The sequence below is a fragment of the Streptomyces sp. NPDC088810 genome (genome assembly GCF_044750305.1).
GTDB lineage: Bacteria > Actinomycetota > Actinomycetes > Streptomycetales > Streptomycetaceae > Streptomyces.
In genome coordinates this window covers 214,027-229,231 of the sequence record NZ_JBIVJQ010000008.1, presented here as the reverse complement: position 1 = coordinate 229,231, position 15,205 = coordinate 214,027, and the positions used below count along the sequence as shown (strand labels likewise).

The 15,205-nt window shown below is 71.1% G+C and carries 15 protein-coding genes and 2 tRNA genes; 3 read left to right on the top strand and 14 right to left on the bottom strand.

Annotated features, from left to right (window positions below; all coding sequences use genetic code 11):
* Positions 1 to 78: 78 nt before the first annotated feature.
* A complete protein-coding gene (locus tag ACIP4Y_RS25390) occupies positions 79 to 1,296 on the bottom strand; it encodes a hypothetical protein (protein ID WP_401397541.1) in 1,218 nt (405 codons plus the stop codon).
* A complete protein-coding gene (locus tag ACIP4Y_RS25385) occupies positions 1,293 to 1,859 on the bottom strand; it encodes a DUF4365 domain-containing protein (RefSeq protein WP_358647271.1) in 567 nt (188 codons plus the stop codon). The genes ACIP4Y_RS25390 and ACIP4Y_RS25385 overlap by 4 nt, the downstream gene beginning before the upstream one ends.
* Before the next feature lie 166 nt (positions 1,860 to 2,025).
* On the opposite strand from ACIP4Y_RS25385, the gene ACIP4Y_RS25380 reads away from it, so the two are divergent.
* Positions 2,026 to 2,751, top strand: a complete 726-nt coding sequence (locus ACIP4Y_RS25380) for a 3'-5' exonuclease (RefSeq protein WP_401397538.1) — start codon at positions 2,026 to 2,028, stop codon at positions 2,749 to 2,751.
* A 52-nt stretch (positions 2,752 to 2,803) separates the two neighbouring features.
* Here ACIP4Y_RS25380 and ACIP4Y_RS25375 read toward each other — a convergent pair.
* From ACIP4Y_RS25375 to ACIP4Y_RS25330, 10 genes are all read right to left on the bottom strand, one after another.
* A tRNA-Val gene (locus tag ACIP4Y_RS25375) sits at positions 2,804 to 2,875 on the bottom strand.
* Between the two features lie 39 nt (positions 2,876 to 2,914).
* The gene (locus tag ACIP4Y_RS25370) at positions 2,915 to 3,361 is read right to left on the bottom strand and encodes an SRPBCC family protein (protein WP_401397535.1); all 447 of its coding nucleotides are present in this window, start codon (positions 3,359 to 3,361) and stop codon (positions 2,915 to 2,917) included.
* A 127-nt stretch (positions 3,362 to 3,488) separates the two neighbouring features.
* On the bottom strand, positions 3,489 to 6,227 hold the full coding sequence (locus tag ACIP4Y_RS25365) for a Tat pathway signal sequence domain protein (RefSeq protein ID WP_401397533.1): 2,739 nt from the start codon (positions 6,225 to 6,227) through the stop codon (positions 3,489 to 3,491).
* 87 nt (positions 6,228 to 6,314) lie between these two features.
* Positions 6,315 to 6,905: a hypothetical protein gene (locus ACIP4Y_RS25360; RefSeq protein ID WP_401397530.1), complete on the bottom strand. Its 591-nt coding sequence runs from the start codon at positions 6,903 to 6,905 to the stop codon at positions 6,315 to 6,317.
* A 3-nt stretch (positions 6,906 to 6,908) separates the two neighbouring features.
* The gene (locus ACIP4Y_RS25355) at positions 6,909 to 7,787 is read right to left on the bottom strand and encodes a carbohydrate ABC transporter permease (protein WP_401397527.1); all 879 of its coding nucleotides are present in this window, start codon (positions 7,785 to 7,787) and stop codon (positions 6,909 to 6,911) included.
* Positions 7,784 to 8,743: a carbohydrate ABC transporter permease gene (locus tag ACIP4Y_RS25350; protein ID WP_401397524.1), complete on the bottom strand. Its 960-nt coding sequence runs from the start codon at positions 8,741 to 8,743 to the stop codon at positions 7,784 to 7,786. The genes ACIP4Y_RS25355 and ACIP4Y_RS25350 overlap by 4 nt, the downstream gene beginning before the upstream one ends.
* Before the next feature lie 11 nt (positions 8,744 to 8,754).
* Positions 8,755 to 10,038: an ABC transporter substrate-binding protein gene (locus tag ACIP4Y_RS25345; protein ID WP_401397521.1), complete on the bottom strand. Its 1,284-nt coding sequence runs from the start codon at positions 10,036 to 10,038 to the stop codon at positions 8,755 to 8,757.
* 199 nt (positions 10,039 to 10,237) lie between these two features.
* Entirely contained in the window at positions 10,238 to 11,302 is a 1,065-nt protein-coding gene (locus ACIP4Y_RS25340) for an alpha/beta fold hydrolase (RefSeq protein ID WP_401397518.1), read from the bottom strand.
* A gap of 571 nt (positions 11,303 to 11,873) precedes the next feature.
* Positions 11,874 to 11,945, bottom strand: a tRNA-Val gene (locus ACIP4Y_RS25335).
* Between the two features lie 84 nt (positions 11,946 to 12,029).
* Positions 12,030 to 12,494, bottom strand: coding sequence for a TIGR02611 family protein (locus ACIP4Y_RS25330; protein ID WP_401397515.1), 465 nt, complete (start codon positions 12,492 to 12,494; stop codon positions 12,030 to 12,032).
* 191 nt (positions 12,495 to 12,685) lie between these two features.
* On the opposite strand from ACIP4Y_RS25330, the gene ACIP4Y_RS25325 reads away from it, so the two are divergent.
* Entirely contained in the window at positions 12,686 to 13,099 is a 414-nt protein-coding gene (locus tag ACIP4Y_RS25325) for an SsgA family sporulation/cell division regulator (RefSeq protein ID WP_004002642.1), read from the top strand.
* A 548-nt stretch (positions 13,100 to 13,647) separates the two neighbouring features.
* Complete coding sequence (locus tag ACIP4Y_RS25320; protein WP_358647290.1) at positions 13,648 to 14,208, top strand: CGNR zinc finger domain-containing protein; 561 nt, start codon at positions 13,648 to 13,650, stop codon at positions 14,206 to 14,208.
* Positions 14,209 to 14,273: 65 nt separating this feature from the next.
* On the opposite strand, the gene ACIP4Y_RS25315 is transcribed toward ACIP4Y_RS25320, so the two are convergent.
* A complete protein-coding gene (locus tag ACIP4Y_RS25315; protein WP_189985109.1) occupies positions 14,274 to 14,441 on the bottom strand; it encodes a hypothetical protein in 168 nt (55 codons plus the stop codon).
* Between the two features lie 140 nt (positions 14,442 to 14,581).
* A complete protein-coding gene (locus ACIP4Y_RS25310; protein WP_401397512.1) occupies positions 14,582 to 15,028 on the bottom strand; it encodes a hypothetical protein in 447 nt (148 codons plus the stop codon).
* Positions 15,029 to 15,205 lie beyond the last annotated feature (177 nt).

The following is a 15,205-nucleotide window of genomic DNA, read 5'->3' as shown; positions in this document are numbered from 1 at the left end:
ACGGTCACCCTCGGTCGCCCTCTCCTCACTCTCCTCCTCGCTTTTCTCCTCGCTTTTCGCCTCGCTTTTCTTTTCTCCTCAGTCTTCCCCGCAGGCCTCCTCGAAGAAGTCGAGGTTCTCCTGGAGGGACTTCATCAGCCGTTCCCGCTCGCCCTCGTCCACCTGCACGGGTACGACCCCGGAGGCGCCGGTGAGCCTGCGGAAGCCGCCCCGGCTCTCCAGCCGGCCGTGCACGCGGACGGGGAGTCCGACGAGGTGGGCGTGGCCGGCGATGCGGTAGTCCTCCTCGTCCAGGGTGACGCGCAGGTGCGGGACGTCGGCGCCGGCGAGGACGCGCAGGCGGACGGTGCCCTCGCCGCCGGGCCCGGAGCGGCGCATGCGGACGACGGCGCCGGTGACGCGGACCGGGACGGAGGGTTCCGCACGCAGGTAGCGGGCGGCGGCCTCGCGCAGCGCGGGCAGGTCGCCGGGGGAGAACTCGACGGGGTCGGCGGAGGAGGCGCAGCCTTCGGGGACGCCGGCGCCGGGTGCCCAGGCGACGGCGACACGGGCGCCCTCGGTGCCGCGGACGAGCACGCTGAGCGCCTCGGTCAGCTCGCGGCTGACGCCGGCCTCCACGGCGCCGTCGAAGGCGTCCATCCCGCCGGTGGCCCGCCGGTAGTCGATGGCCTCGCGGGCGGCGTGCAGGGCCTGGTGGAGGCGGACGGCGAGGGGGCGGCCCGTGGGTACGGGCACGAAGGCGGTGAGGGTGCGGCCCTCGCCGGCGGGTCCGACGAGGACGTCCGCCAGGAGGGCGGCGGCGGGACGGCGGTGGCGGGCGCCGTAGTAGCCGGCACGCGCGCGTGTGGCGAGCGCGGCCGCGAGCAGCGTCTGCCGGGCGGCGGCGCGCAGCTGGCCGTCGGCGCCCCAGGGGGCGGCGCCGGCGGGTCCGGCCGGGGTGTCGCGCCACCAGCGGATCTCGTCGCTGGGGACGGCGAGGGAGATCAGCACCTCGCGCGCGGAGGGGGTGGGGTTGCGGGTGAGGGCGTCGAGGGCCTCGCCGAGCAGGTCGTCGCTGTCGGGGAAGGCGCGGCTCTCGGGGACGAGCAGGCTGGTCCCGGCGCCGCCCGGCCCCGGCGGGGTCCAGCGGCCGTAGTGTCCGGCCGCTCCGCCGCGCCGCTGCCACCCGTGCCGGTGCAGCAGGGCACCGAGCACGGCGGGGTCGACGTCGGCGGGCCGGGGCGGCCGGTTCCAGGGCAGGTCGTCGGGGTGCGGCCGGACCTGCCGTACCGGCTCCTCGGAGGGACGGTTCCTCATGGTCTGCCTCCCGTCCCGACCCGCGTCATGATCTCGCAGAGGGCCCGGTCGTCGAAGATGCGCGAGGTCGGTATCCGCACGGTGGTCCGGTGCCGGCCGGTGACGGGCTGGCCGGCGAGGTTGGTCCAGTAGCAGCAGTGCCGCAGGTCGAGCCGGTCGTGGCCGGCGCGCAGCCAGTCGTCCTGGGAGCGCGGTACGAGCATGACGACCAGGATCTTGTGCACCGAGACGGGGGTGCGGGCGAGTTTGCGCAGGTGGTCGTTGTCGAGGGTGAAGGAGAAGGAGCGCCCCGGCGGATTGGGCGCGACCTGGTAGGTGGCCTTCAGCTGCACCTTGACGGTGACCTCGTCGTCGACGGTGTGTCCGGGCGCGCTGTGGCTGACGTGCCAGTCGATGCCGTTGTCCGGAAAGGGCTGGGACAGCGAGCAGCCGGCCGCGGCGGCGACCGCGTGCAGGTAGCCGACCTGCAGTGTCTCCATGCAGGCGGTGGTGGCGAGCGTGCCGCGATGGGTGTCCGGACGTTCGGGCAGCAGCCCGCCCCGCTCGGGCTGCGCAATGGCCATGACCAACAGCCTTCCCCGACAGGTGTTTCCCGCTGCGGGCCGCTGAACTGCAAAGACCCGTATTCCTGTTGTCTCCTCCCGGCGTACGGCGCAAACGGCCCGGGTATCACCAAACAGGCAGAAGACGGTACGTCACCTGCCGTGGGTGAGCGAGGAGTTGGGTTGGATGACGACCTGGTACGAGGGGCCGCTGGCCGCCTTCGACACGGAGACGACGGGCGTGGACGTCGAGACCGACCGGATCGTGTCGGCCGCCGTCGTCGTCCAGGACGCGCCGGGGACCCGGCCCCGGATCACCCGGTGGCTGGTGAACCCGGGTGTGCCGGTGCCGGAGGCGGCGACGGCGGTGCACGGGCTGACGGAGGAACACCTGCAGCACAACGGGCGCTGGCCGGCTCCGGTGATGTACGAGATAGCCGAGCAGCTGGCCGAGCACGCGGCGCTGGGCCGGCCGCTGGTGGTGATGAACGCGCCGTTCGATCTGACGCTGCTGGACCGGGAGTTGCGCCGGCACCGGGCGTCGGCGCTGGACCGCTGGTTCGAGTCGGCGCCGCTCAGGGTGCTGGACCCGCGGGTGCTGGACAAGCATCTGGACCGGTACCGCAAGGGCCGGCGCACGCTGACCGATCTGTGCGAGCACTACGGCGTGACGCTGGCGGACGCGCACGACGCGGCGGCGGACGCGCTGGCCGCGCTGGATGTCGTACGGGCGGTGGGCCGCCGTTTCGCGGCCCGGCTGGAGCGGCTGTCCCCCGCCGAGCTGCACACGCTGCAGGCGAACTGGCACGCGGCGCAGGCACGGGGCCTGCAGGCGTGGTTCGCGCGCAGCGGCTCGGAGGAGATCGTGAGCACGGAGTGGCCCCTCAGGCCGGAGCTGCCGGCGGCCGCGTGACCTCGGCGGCATGAAGAAAGCCGGTCCGCTGCTGCGGACCGGCCTTTCCCGGTGGGCGATACTGGGTTCGAACCAGTGACCTCTTCGGTGTGAACGAAGCGCTCTCCCACTGAGCTAATCGCCCGGGAACGCACTGAACAATACAGGTCCGGGCAGGGTTCCTTCAAACCGCTTCCAGCCGGCGCAGCAGTCCGCGCCGGCCGGCCCGCATCATCAGGCGGTGGTTGAGGCGGAAGAGCGGCCGTCCGGGTACGGCGAGCCGCCTGAGCAGGGGCTTGCGTACGCGGACGTCCTGGTCGTACCGGGCGAGCGTGCCGGGGCCGCCGGCGGTGACCGTCCAGCGGGCCCAGCCGTCGAGGTCGCCGGACAGGGTGACCTCCAGGACGCCGGCGGCCGGGTCCCGGCGGGTCTCCCGCACGGTGGAGGTGAGGCTGTACGGCAGCGCGGAGCGGATGGTGATCACGCCGGTGCCGTCGTCCCGGCGGGCCGCCGCCCGCACCTGCGGCCACCAGCGGGGGTAGTCCTCGGCCCGCTCCAGCGCCGCGTAGACGGCGGCCGGCGGGGCGGGCAGGCGCCACAGGCTGCGGAAGCGGTAGTGGTTCCAGTCCATGGGACGAGTGTGGCGCGAACCGGCGCATACATCTGAGTACGCGTACTCATGCGCCGGGGCCGTGGCCGGCGTCACACTGGGGGCGCGAGCGCCGCCGCCCGTGCGACGGCGCTCCCCCAGTCGCGGTCTAGGCCGGCATCTTGTCGCCGAGCAGGGCCAGGTTCTCGATGGCGGCGAGGCCGTAGAGGGCGGTGTCGTTGGTGGACACCCAGGTCGCCTCGCTGCCGGCGACCAGCGTGGCCGGTCCGGTCAGCTTCTCGGTCTTCCACGGGGAGGACTCGGTGTAGCCGTCGGAGCTGTAGAACTTGGCCCAGGCCCGCTTGGCGAGCGCGGCGTCCCCGGTCTGCACGGCGGCGTAGGCGTCCAGGCGCGAGTGGCCCTGGAAGAGCAGCAGAGTGCCGAAGTTGGCGCCGTAGCGTGCCGCCTGCTCCGCCTTGGTGGCGTTGAAGTAGCGGCAGTAGTCCAGGTAGGCCTTCTTGAACTCGGGCATGTCGACCAGGTGGATCAGTTCGGCGCACAGCTCGTTGAGGCCGAAGACGGCCGAGAGGTGGGAGACGGAGACGGCCGGCTTGTCGGCGACGGCGAACGTGCCGGTGTCGAGGTCGTACAGGCCGCTGCCCTGGACGAAGCCGTTGGGCTGGGCGGCGATGCCCTCCATGGTGGACAGCACGCGCGCCCTGGCCTTCTCCCACTTGGGGCCCTTGCGTTCCCACTCGGTCAGCCAGGCCGACACCAGGCCGCTCCAGTCCGTGCCGAAGCCGATGGACAGGGCGTGCCGGTCGGGCGTGTACGGATCGGTGCGGACCTTGCGCTGCGGGTCGAGGACGAGGAAGGTCTCGTCGGAGTCGACGTTGGCGTGCATGAGGTCGCCGACGCGTTCGTCGGCGGTGAGGAAGTAGTAGAAGCGCCGGTACGTCGTGTTGGCGATGCGCTGCTGCTTGGCGCTGTCGGCGAAGTGCTGCACACCGTGCCGGGTGCCGAGGCCCGCCCACTTGCCGAGGTGGTAGACGTCGACCTCGCCGGTGTGCCGGGTCATCGCCTCGGCGAAGCGGAAGATGTCGGACCGGCCGCTTCTGAGGTACGCGTACCAGAGCCACAGGTCGGGCGAGAGTTCGGAGTTGTCCCAGGCGTAGCCGCCGATGTCGTACCGCCACACGTGCCGGGCGGAGTCGTAGGTGTGCATGATGTCGCCGTAGTCCCAGAAGCCGTACCAGCGGCGCATCTCCACCTGGTCCTTGTAGTAGGTGAAGAGGAAGTCGAGGTGGTCCTCGATCTTCGCCTTGGCCGGGGTGGAGCGGTCCGGCTCGGAGTACAGGCCGGGGCCGAAGACCTTGGCCTTGATGAGCTGCTTGGGCGGGGCGGCGAGCTGGGGCAGGACGCGTACGGCTTCGGCCTGCCGGGCGAGGGTCTCGGCGGCCGGGGTGGAGTCGTTGGCCCAGAAGAGGAGTTCTGAGGTACGGGCGATCCCGTAGGGGGTGCCGAACCCGGGCTCGTAGTCCTCGTAGGTGATGTTGAGGCCTTCGAGCTGTTCGGCGTAGGTGTCCTGGCCCATGCCGTCGTGGTAGAAGCGCAGGTCCATGGGCTGGGCCTCGGGCGACCAGAGCCAGAGGGTGACGGTGGCCTCGTCGGTCTGGGCGCCACGGATGTCGAGCTGGGCGGGGAACTTCTCCCAGAAGTCCCGCAGGCCGAAGGAGAGGCCGCCGCTCGCGCCGCCGACGTAGCCGAAACCGGAGGCGCGCCGGCCGCCGCCGGCGGTGATCCAGCCGTGGCCCTTCTTGGTCCGCTTGCGGACGGTGAAGCCGTCGGCGGAGAGCTGGGAGAGGGTGTAGTCGCCCCAGTGCGGGATGTACTGCAGCCGTGTCGTCACCCGCTGGTCCCAGGTGGCCGGGTCGGGCAGCTTCTTCCCCTCGTACTGTGCGGCCTGGACGGCGGCGCCGGGGTCGCGGCGCAGGCCGGTGACGCCCTGGACGGCTTCGCGGAGCAGGCCGGTGCCGTCGCCGCCGAGGCGGATGTGCCGGTCGTAGGCCGCGTCGCGCATGGGTACGGTGAAGCGGACGCCTAGGCCGCGGATGAAGTCGCCGGAGGCCTTGCCGGGTTCCTGGGTGCCGTCGTAGGTGATGGTGTGCACCATGCGGAAGGAGTCGGAGCCGGCGTAGAAGTACAGGCGCAGGGAGAACGGCAGCCAGCCGCGGTCGCCCTTGCGGTGCCTGCCGTCGATGCGGACGACGGCCCGGACCGGTCCGTCCTGTTCGACGGTGACCGCGGAGACGGCGCCGTCGAACCGCTCGGTCTTCACGGTGCCCTGGTCCTCGTCCTCGATCTCGGGCTGCCGGATGAGGACGAGCCTGCCGTTCCTGGCGATCTCGGTCGAGCCGCGGGTGACGGACTTGATCAGCGTGGACCCGTTCTTGCCGATCTTCGCGGTGATGACGCCGGTGGAGACGTCGATGGTGCCGCCGCTGCGGTCGACGGTCACCTTCTTGACGGGCTCGGCGGGTGTGCCCGCCGTGAGCGTGAGCTTCCCGCTGCCCGAACCGACGGCGTGGGCGGTCCACTTGAGGGAGCCGTCGGGCCAGTAGGCGAGCGGCCAGGTCTGGACGGGGACGGCCTTGCCGTCGGCGTCCGTGACGGCGAAGGTCTGGTCCTCCTGGTGGGCGCCCATCGGCCAGGGCACGCCGACGGTGGCCCCGGGGGCGGCGCCGAGGCCGCCGTCCTCCAGCCAGTCCAGGATCACCGGGTCGGCGCCGTCGGCGCCGGATCCGGGTGCGGCCTCGGCGCTCTTGGTGTCCAGGGCCCAGCTGAACTGGGTGGCGGCTCCCGCGACGGCGGCGGCCTTGAGGAGGGACCTGCGGGGGATGGGAGACATGAGTGGTGCGGCCTTCCTTCCGTACGGGTGCTGATCAGGGGCATGACAGAGAGGGATCGGCGCTCGGGGCGCCGGCGCGCCGCCGGTTCAGCGGCGCCGGTACCGCTCCTCGACGGCGACGGCCGCCGCGGCGACGGCCCCCAGCACGGGGACCGCCAGCGGGGCGATGAGGAGGGCGGAACAGCAGGTCAGCACGGCTCCGCCGACGAGCAGGAAGGATCCGGCGGGGTCCTGGACGGTACGGCGGCCCGCGCCGGCGAGCAGCACCCGCCAGCGCTCCCCCGGCGCCCATACCGCGGCCGCCCGCAGTCCGGCCACGGCGAGCCCGATCAGCGCGAACAGTCCCACGGCCCCGACCAGCGGCCCGCCGGGCAGCCCGGCCCGCACGGCCTGGACGTCCACCCAGGCGAGCAGCGCGGCGACCCACCCGGCGAAGCCGACCGCCCAGCCCCCGCGCAGCGCGGAACGGAGGTCGGCGGTGAACTCCCGCAGGCCGCCGCCCTGGTGGGCCGCGCGCCGGCGCAGGTGCCGGGCGCCGGCGGCGAACGCGGCCGGGTAGGTGACGACACCGAGGGAGGCGACCGCGATCCACACCCCGGTCAGCAGGCACTCGGCGAAGACACCGAAGCGCTCGGCGAACACCGGTTCCCGGCGCTGCCTCACCCGTGCTGGGGACATGGTTCAGCCCTTCAGTCCGGAGGTCGCCATGCCGTCGATGAGATAGCGCTGGAAGGCGAGGAAGAACAGCAGCACGGGCAGCAGCGCCACGAGCGACATGGCGATCATGCCGCCGTAGTTGGCGGCCACACCATCGGAGTCACGGAACATCATCAGGCCCAGGGAGACGGTGTACTTGCCGGGCTCGTTGAGGTAGATCAGCGGGCCCATGAAGTCGTTCCAGGCATTGATGAACGTGAAGATGGCGCTGGTGATGAGCGCGGGCCGGCACAGCGGCAGCACGATCGACCAGTAGATGCGCAGGTGTCCGCAGCCGTCGAGACGGGCGGCCTCGTCCAGTTCGCGGGGCAGGTTCCGCATGAACTGCACCATGAGGAAGACGAAGAACGCCTCGGTGGCGAGGTACTTGCCGAGCAGCAGCGGCACGTAGGTGTTGACCAGCCCCAGCTTCTGGAACATCACGTACTGCGGGATCAGCAGCACGTGGTACGGCAGCAGGAGCGTGCCGATCATCAGGGAGAACAGCAGGTTGCGCCCGGTGAACCTGATGCGGGCGAAGGCGTACGCGGTGAGGGAGCAGGAGACCAGGACACCGACGACCGCCCCGCCCGCGTAGACGAGGGAGTTCTGGAAGAACGTCCAGATCGAGATGTCCGCGATGCCGTCGGCGAGTCCCTCGAAGTTGGACAGGATCGGGTGGGACGGGACCAGCGTGAGGCTGTTGATGATGTCCTTGCTCGGCTTGAACGAGGCACCGATCACCCAGACGACCGGGTAGAGGATGACGGCGAGGATCAGCAGGGCGCCGAGGTGCCAGCCGAGCGAGCCGGTGCGCTTGCGGGCGAGTCCGCCGCCGAGGGGTTTGGTGGTGGTCGCACTCATCGGGCGTCCTCCTCGTAGTGCACCCACTTCTTCTGGGACCAGAAGAGGACGGCCGTCACCAGGGCCACGGCGAGCAGCAGCATCCAGGCCATGGCGGAGGCGAAGCCCATCTGGGAGTTCTTGAAGCCCTGCTGGTAGAGGTAGCAGGTGTAGACGAGCGTGGCGTCGGCCGGTCCGCAGTAGGTGTTGGAGACGACGTAGGCCGAGCCGAAGATCTGGAAGGAGTGGATGGTCTCCAACAGCACGTTGAAGAAGAGCACCGGGGAGATCATCGGCAGGGTGATGCTCCAGAACCTGCGGAAGGGGCCGGCGCCGTCCATCTCGGCGGCCTCGTACAGCTCCCTGGGCACCTGCTTGAGCCCGGCCAGGAAGATGACCATGGGTGCGCCGAACTGCCAGACGGTCAGCGCGACCAGGCAGTACAGCACCCAGTCGGCGTTGCCGACCCAGCCGCCGACGTGGAAGCCGAGGAAGCTCTGCGTACGGTCCACGACGGCGCCGTCGGAGAACAGCGAACGCCAGACGAAGCCGACCGAGACGCTCGCCCCGATGAGCGAGGGGGCGTAGAAGGCGGCCCGGTAGAAGGCCTGGCCGCGGCGGCTCTGCGCGAGGAGCAGGGCCACGCCCAGCGCGAGCAGCAGCTTCAGCGGGGTGCCGATGACCACGTACTTGGCCGTCACCTCCACCGACTTCTGCCAGCGCGGGTCGTCGAACATGCGGGTGAAGTTGTCGAACCCGACCCACTTCGGCGTGGTGAAGAGGTTGTAGTCGGTGAACGCGAAGTACAGCGAGGCGACCATCGGGCCCGCGGTCAGCAGCAGGAAGCCGGCGACCCACGGGGACATGAAGAGGTAGCCGGCGAGGTTCTCCCGCCGCCGGCCCGGCCGCCCCGCCCTCCCGGTGGCGGCCGAGCGTGCGGTGCGGGTCGCGGGCACGGAGTCCTTGACGAGCGTCACGGCGGTTCCCATCAGGCCTGGAAGGCGCTCTCGGCCTCGGTGAAGAACTGCTTCACCGCGTCCGAGACCTTGGTCTTGCCCTGTCCGAGATCGCCGCCGAGACGCAGGAAGGCGGCCTCGATGGTGTCGGCGCCGGAGGGGTGCGGGGTGATCGTGCCGAGGACGCCGGACTTGGCCGTGTCCTCCTCGTACTGCGCGATCTCCTTGCTGATCCCGTCGGCCGGCTTGTAGGCCTCGTACTGCTCGGTGCCGGCCAGGATGCCCCGGTCATAGCCCATGATCTTGCCGACCCGGGGGTCGTGGACCATGAAGTTGATGAACTGGGCGACCTCCTTCGGGTGCGCGGTGCGGGCGGAGGCGCTCAGCATGAGGGAGGCGAGGTACTGGCCGGTCTGCTTGCCGTCGGTGGTGGGGATCGGTGCGAGGCCGTACTCGCTGCCGCCCTCGGCCGAGTAGCGGACCGTGAAGTTGTCCCAGGTGAACTCCGAGGCGCCGTGACCGGCGGAGAGGGAGGACTTGGGCTGGTCCTGGGAGACGACCTTCGGGTCGGTGACGATGCCGGCTTTGACGCGGTTGTAGCCGTCCGTCCACCACTCCGTCAGGTCGGCCTTGTCGAAGCCGAGTCCGTCGTCGGTGAAGAACGCCTTGCCGTTCTGCCGCAGGTAGAGGTCGTACAGGTACATGATGGAGAAGTAGCCGGTGTCCCCGGGGACCTTCGTCTTGTCGTGGATGGTCTTCAGGGCCTTGAAGTACTCGTCCCAGGTCCAGCCCGGCTGCGGCTCGACGCCCGCCTTCCGGAAGACCTTCTTGTCGATGACGAGCGCCATGGTGTTGGAGCCGACGGGAATGCCGAGCTGCTTGCCGTCGACCTCGCCGACCTTCGTGACGCCCTCGCGGAAGTGATCCAAACTCAGATTACCGGCCTGAACCTGCGTCTTCAGATCGAGGAGAATTCCTCGCTTGTCGTATTTCCTAAGGAAAGTGACGGCGTTTTGGAAAACGTCCGGGGGATTTCCGCCCGCGGCCTGCGTCTGGAACTTCTCCCAGAAGGACTGGTACGTCTGGAAGTCCGTCTTGACCTTGATCTTCGGGAACTTCTCCTCGAAGAGCGCGATGGACTGGTTGATCTTCTTGGCCCGCTCCTCGGCACCCCACCACGAGTAACGGATCGTCACCGTCCCGTTCCCGGAACCGCTTTCACCCCCGCAGCCGGTCGTTGCCGCGAGCCCGAGCGTGGCCGTCGAAGCCCCCGCAGCCTTCAGGATCGTACGCCTGTCAAGATTCCTGGTTCCCACAGTCGGGCCCTCCCCGCAGCATCGTCGCCGCGCCGCATGAATCGTTTCAAGTAAGCGCTTGCTGGCACAAGGTACGGAGGGGCCCGTGGTGCGTCAATGATTCGGACAGGATTTTCTTGCGGGCGGCGCGGGCGGCGGGTCGGCCCGTCGGCCGTTCCCCCTGGTGGCAGGGGACGTGACCGACAGGCCGAACAAGGCGTCAAACCGGCAGGGACGCCAGCCAGTCGAGCAGGATCCGATTCGTCTCGTCCGGGCGTTCCTGCTGGACGAAGTGCCCGCAATCGTCCAGGACGTGCGAGCCGCGCAGGCCCGGCAGGGTGCCCGGAAAGGCCTTGACGGCGTCGGCCAGCCAGGCGAGGGAGGCGTCCCGCGCACCCCCGACGAACAGCGAGGGCTGCGGGATCGGGGCACCCGCGTACTCGGCCAGGTCCGCCCAGTCCCGGTCCATGTTCCGGTACCGGTTCAGGGCCCCCGTCATCCCCGTCCGCTCGAACTCCCCGGCGTAGACGTCGAGGTCCCGCTCCCCCAGCCAGGACGGCAGGACACCGGCGGGGAAACGCTCACGCAGAGTGCCGCCGGCGCCGACGAAGTGCGGGTCGGGGGCGCCCGGCGCGGGCATGGTGCCGGCGGACAGGGCCGCGGAGAAGCCCGCGAGCCAGCCGCGCACGTCCGGCTCGATCTCGGCCTCTGCCCGGCCCGGCTGCTGGAAGTACGACACGTAGAACTCCTCGCCGCTCCCGTCCCCCGCCATCGCCGCGAAGACCTCGCTGGGCCGCGGGCCCCCGGGCGGGGTGTACGGCACGCCCAGCAGACCCACGGCCCGGAACACGTCCGGCCTGGTCAGGGCGGACACTGCGGCGATGCTCGCGCCCCAGTCGTGCCCGACGACCACCGCGGAACGCTCGCCCAGCGCCTCCACCACGGCGACGTTGTCCGCGACCAGGTCGAGCATCCGGTACGCCTCCACGGACGCCGGTTTCGACGACCGTCCGTAGCCCCGCACGTCGATCGCCACCACGCGGTAACCGGCGGCGGCGAGCACCGGCATCTGGTGCCGCCAGGCGTACCAGGACTCGGGGAACCCGTGCAGAAGCAGCACGAGGGGGCCTTGGCGGCCCTGCTGTACGGCGTGGGTGCGGCCGGCCGGGGTGGGGAGGAGGCGGTGGGTGAGGTGGGGGGCGTCGGGGGTGGTGGCCTGGTCCTGGGCCAGGTCCGAGGTCGGGAGGGGGCCGGGTGTGGGGTCCGGGGTGGCGGTGGGTGGCATGGGGGCTCCTGGGGGCGGGGCCGGTGGGCCGGGGCGGATGGCAGGGGCCGGGGGCGGGGGCTGGTGGGCCGGGGTCCGTGGGAGGGGGCTGGGGGTGGCAAAACCGTGGCGGGGCGACAGGGAGCCTGGTGGGGTCGCAGAGGCCTGCTGGGCGAGGAGCCGGGGTGCGTGCGGGGCCTCGGCGGTGAGGTGAGTGCTGCGTCGGGGCGAGTGGGTGGTCGGGGGTGGGCGCGGTTGGTTCCTGGACCCTGCGGGGGCTGGTGCCTGAGCGTGCGCATGGTTCTTGGGGGCGGCCCGCTGATCGCTTGAGGGCGGACCGCCGAGGTGCTCCGTGAAATGGAACCGCTGGTGGGGCTCGGTCAAGGGGGAACTCGCTGGGGGCGCGGGACGATGATCCGGTGAAGCGGCCGGGGGGCGCCAGGGTTGTTGCCGGTTCGGCAAACGGAGGGTGCTGGTCCGGGGGGCGTGGGGCCTCGGGCCTGGTGGCCGGCCTCCCCCCTCACCCGTCGCCGGAGGGGCGCGCGTACGACGACGGCCCACCTGCTGGTCGCAGGTGGGCCGTCGGTCCGGGTGGGCGATACTGGGTTCGAACCAGTGACCTCTTCGGTGTGAACGAAGCGCTCTCCCACTGAGCTAATCGCCCGGGCGCAGGAGGAACATTACCCCATGTCAGGCGGTGCTTCCGACCAGGGCCGGCGGCGAGTGCCCCCGGCCCCCGCGGGCCGCGTCACTGGTCCTTGATCTTCCAGGGCATGACGAGGCCGAACTTCCACAGGTAGATCCCGACGAGGACGCCGATGATCACCAGCCCGATCACGGTCAGGGTGATGTTGCGGCGGCGCACCTTGGGATCGAGGGCCCGCTGGGCCGCCTCGGTGACCTTGCGTTTGGTCCAGCGGAGCACGAGCTGGGCCCAGACGAACTCGGTCGCCCAGATCGCCATGCCGCCGAAGATCACCACCCAGCCGGGTCCGGGCAGGGGCAGCATGACGATGCCCGCGCCGACCACCGCGAGGCCGATCACGAAGACCCCGACCTGCCAGCTCAGGTGCAGGAGCCGGCGGGACTTGATGAATTCCGGCGCCCGCGAGCCGAGCCCGTGCTCGGTCTCCTGGCCGGCCTCGGGCCCGTGCGTCCCGGTCTTGTCTGCTGCCACGGCGACCTCGCCCGGCTCGTCACTCCCCGTATTCATACAGACAAACCCTACCGTAGTGAATCCGGTCACTGAAATGGCGGCAGGACTGGTACGAGTTCTCGGCCGGAAGGGTTACGTAAAGACACGCAAAACCCTCAGAGGGGTTTACAACGGCACCGTAGGTGGCATGTCGATTTCGCCGACGTGCGAATCCCCGAGCGCACACTGAGCGAAAGGCCCTGGCGCTTATGAACACCACGGTCAGCTGCGAGCTGCACCTGCGCCTCGTTGTGTCGAGCGAGTCCTCCCTGCCTGTCCCCGCAGGCCTGCGGTACGACACGGCCGACCCCTACGCCGTGCACGCCACCTTCCACACCGGAGCCGAAGAGACCGTCGAGTGGGTGTTCGCCCGCGACCTCCTCGCCGAGGGGCTTCACCGGCCCACCGGCACCGGCGACGTCCGCGTCTGGCCATCCCGCAGTCATGGTCAGGGCGTCGTGTGCATCGCCCTCAGTTCCCCGGAGGGGGAGGCGCTGCTCGAGGCCCCGGCGCGGGCCCTGGAGTCCTTCCTGAAGCGAACCGACGCCGCCGTGCCGCCCGGCACGGAACACCGGCACTTCGATCTGGATCAGGAGCTCTCGCACATCCTGGCGGAGAGCTAGGTCGCCGCCCTTCGAAGCAGCCCGGCGCCGTCCACTCGGGGAGACGGCTCGGGCCAAGACAACCGCCTGCGGCACAGGTCGACGCCGTCACCGTGAGTGCTCACGGAGACGGCGTCGAGCTGTGCGCACGCGGCTCCGTTGCGTGAGCGGCCGGCTGCTGTCGGCCGGACTGGTGCGGCCGGCGGCCGGACAGTCGGATGCTGTGGGTGACCGGCTGGCTGCCGTGGTCCGAGCGACCGATGACCGTGGACCGGAGCGGCCGGTGCTGAGCGCGGACGCCGGCTGCGGTCCGCCTGGTGGCAGGCGGAAGCCGGGTGTGAGGGTCTGGCCGCGATGCCGGGGCGACGGATGAGGCGTGGAGCGGACCGGCCCGGCGAGGGCGGAACGCCATGGTGGGTTCTGGGCGTGGGAACGGGAACCGTCGGCGGTCCGGTGGCGTTCTCTCGGCAAGTGAGGTCGGTCGCGGACGGGTGCGGTGGGCGCGGTTGTCGCTACCATCGGCCAGCATCGGCGGGCGCCCGCCCGACCCCCAGGCCAGGGAGCGAACTGTGCTGATCACCCACGACACCCGGTGCGCCCTCGACACCGTGGTGGATCTGGTGAACACCGCGCCGGAGGACGACGCGGAGGCGGACGGACTGTCCGATGTCCCGGCTCTCGCGGATTTCGTGCGAAGCCACAAGATGAGCGACGTCGGCGTGCTGTCGGAGTTCGATCTTTCAGCCGTGCGCAGGGTCCGGGGACGGTTCGCGGCGATCTTCGCGGCCCCGGACGCCCGGTCCGCCGCCATGATGATCAACGAGCTGGTCGCCGCGGCGGGCACCACGCCCCGGCTGACGGACCACGACGGCTACGACTGGCACGTGCACTACTTCGCGCCGGGCGCCTCCGTGGCCGACCACCTCGCCGCCGACTGCGGTATGGCGCTCGCCTTCTTCGTGGTGGCCGGCGAGCAGGAACGGCTGCGGCGCTGCGAGGCCCCGGACTGCCGGCGCGCCTTCGTGGACCTGTCCCGCAACCGCTCGCGCCGCTACTGCGACAGCCGTACCTGCGGGAACCGGCTGCACGTCGCCGCGTACCGCGCCCGGCGCAGGGAAGCGGCGGGCTGAGCGTACGGCGCTCGCCCGGTGCGACGTCGGTCCCGGCGGGTGGCGCCGGGACGGACGCGTACGGCTCACAGCAACAGCAGGTCGTGCAGCGCAGCCATGAGGAGCAGGCACCCGATCACCGCTAGGAAGATCATCAGCGGTGGCTGGGAAAGGGCGAAGAGGCACCCGCGCGGCTCGTCCTTCGGCGGCGCGGCCTCGCTCTGTGGCGTGTCCAGCATCTCGCCGCAGATCATGACGCACCCGGTGCCCCGCCCGCGATCAACGCACAGGGATCTTGCGGTAGTACGCCGAATCCCGTGAGGTCTCGTTCGGGTGGTGAACGATTCCGGACGCCCGCGGACCCACTGTGTCGTTTCAGCGAGTCATGTGACTGTCATATGCCGTGCTTCTTGAGGATGGCCTCGATGTCGCTGAAGTCCTCGGCCGGGTCGGCGCCCCGGGACGAGGTGGTCCGAGGGGCGGCGGGACCCGTCGCGGGGCGGGCCTTCCCGCCGAGGGACGGGGCCGAGGCAGCGGGCGCCACCGCGTCCCGCCCGGACGCCCTGCGCTCGGCACCGGTGCCGGCGCGCCGGCGTTCCACGGCACGCGTGCCGGCGAACAGCAGCCAGGCCGCGCCCAGCACCCCGAAGCCCGCCCAGGCGGTGGGGCTCAGGGCGGTGTCGGCGAGCCAGCCGACGACCCCGGTCATCACCAGTCCGACCGGCACCAGCGAGTAGGCCGCGAGGCGGGCTGCCGCCAGGAAACGCTTGCGGTAGGCCGTGACCACCGCGATACCCAGGCCCGCCGCGGACGCGGCGGAGCAGACTGTCTCGGCAATCATCCGGTCCTCCTGGCGGGCAGGCTCGATCTCGTCGCTTCCATCGTGCACCGCCGGCGCCCCGCGATGCCATGATCCGGCCGGACATCAGGGACATCTCCGGGTCTCCTCCGGGTCCTCTCCACCCGCCCCCGGGGTCCGACGGCCCCGAGATCCCGATTGGGTCCGCCCGCGTCCGGC

What these genes read in the sequence shown, in the direction of transcription:
- ACIP4Y_RS25390 (WP_401397541.1), bottom strand. Translation starts at nt 1,296, where the DNA reads ATGAGGAACCGTCCCTCCGAGGAGCCGGTACGGCAGGTCCGGCCGCAC.
- ACIP4Y_RS25385 (WP_358647271.1), bottom strand. Translation starts at nt 1,859, where the DNA reads ATGGCCATTGCGCAGCCCGAGCGGGGCGGGCTGCTGCCCGAACGTCCG.
- ACIP4Y_RS25380 (WP_401397538.1), top strand. Translation starts at nt 2,026, where the DNA reads ATGACGACCTGGTACGAGGGGCCGCTGGCCGCCTTCGACACGGAGACG.
- ACIP4Y_RS25370 (WP_401397535.1), bottom strand. Translation starts at nt 3,361, where the DNA reads ATGGACTGGAACCACTACCGCTTCCGCAGCCTGTGGCGCCTGCCCGCC.
- ACIP4Y_RS25365 (WP_401397533.1), bottom strand. Translation starts at nt 6,227, where the DNA reads ATGTCTCCCATCCCCCGCAGGTCCCTCCTCAAGGCCGCCGCCGTCGCG.
- ACIP4Y_RS25360 (WP_401397530.1), bottom strand. Translation starts at nt 6,905, where the DNA reads ATGTCCCCAGCACGGGTGAGGCAGCGCCGGGAACCGGTGTTCGCCGAG.
- ACIP4Y_RS25355 (WP_401397527.1), bottom strand. Translation starts at nt 7,787, where the DNA reads ATGAGTGCGACCACCACCAAACCCCTCGGCGGCGGACTCGCCCGCAAG.
- ACIP4Y_RS25340 (WP_401397518.1), bottom strand. Translation starts at nt 11,302, where the DNA reads ATGCCACCCACCGCCACCCCGGACCCCACACCCGGCCCCCTCCCGACC.
- ACIP4Y_RS25330 (WP_401397515.1), bottom strand. Translation starts at nt 12,494, where the DNA reads ATGAATACGGGGAGTGACGAGCCGGGCGAGGTCGCCGTGGCAGCAGAC.
- ACIP4Y_RS25325 (WP_004002642.1), top strand. Translation starts at nt 12,686, where the DNA reads ATGAACACCACGGTCAGCTGCGAGCTGCACCTGCGCCTCGTTGTGTCG.
- ACIP4Y_RS25315 (WP_189985109.1), bottom strand. Translation starts at nt 14,441, where the DNA reads ATGATCTGCGGCGAGATGCTGGACACGCCACAGAGCGAGGCCGCGCCG.
- ACIP4Y_RS25310 (WP_401397512.1), bottom strand. Translation starts at nt 15,028, where the DNA reads ATGATTGCCGAGACAGTCTGCTCCGCCGCGTCCGCGGCGGGCCTGGGT.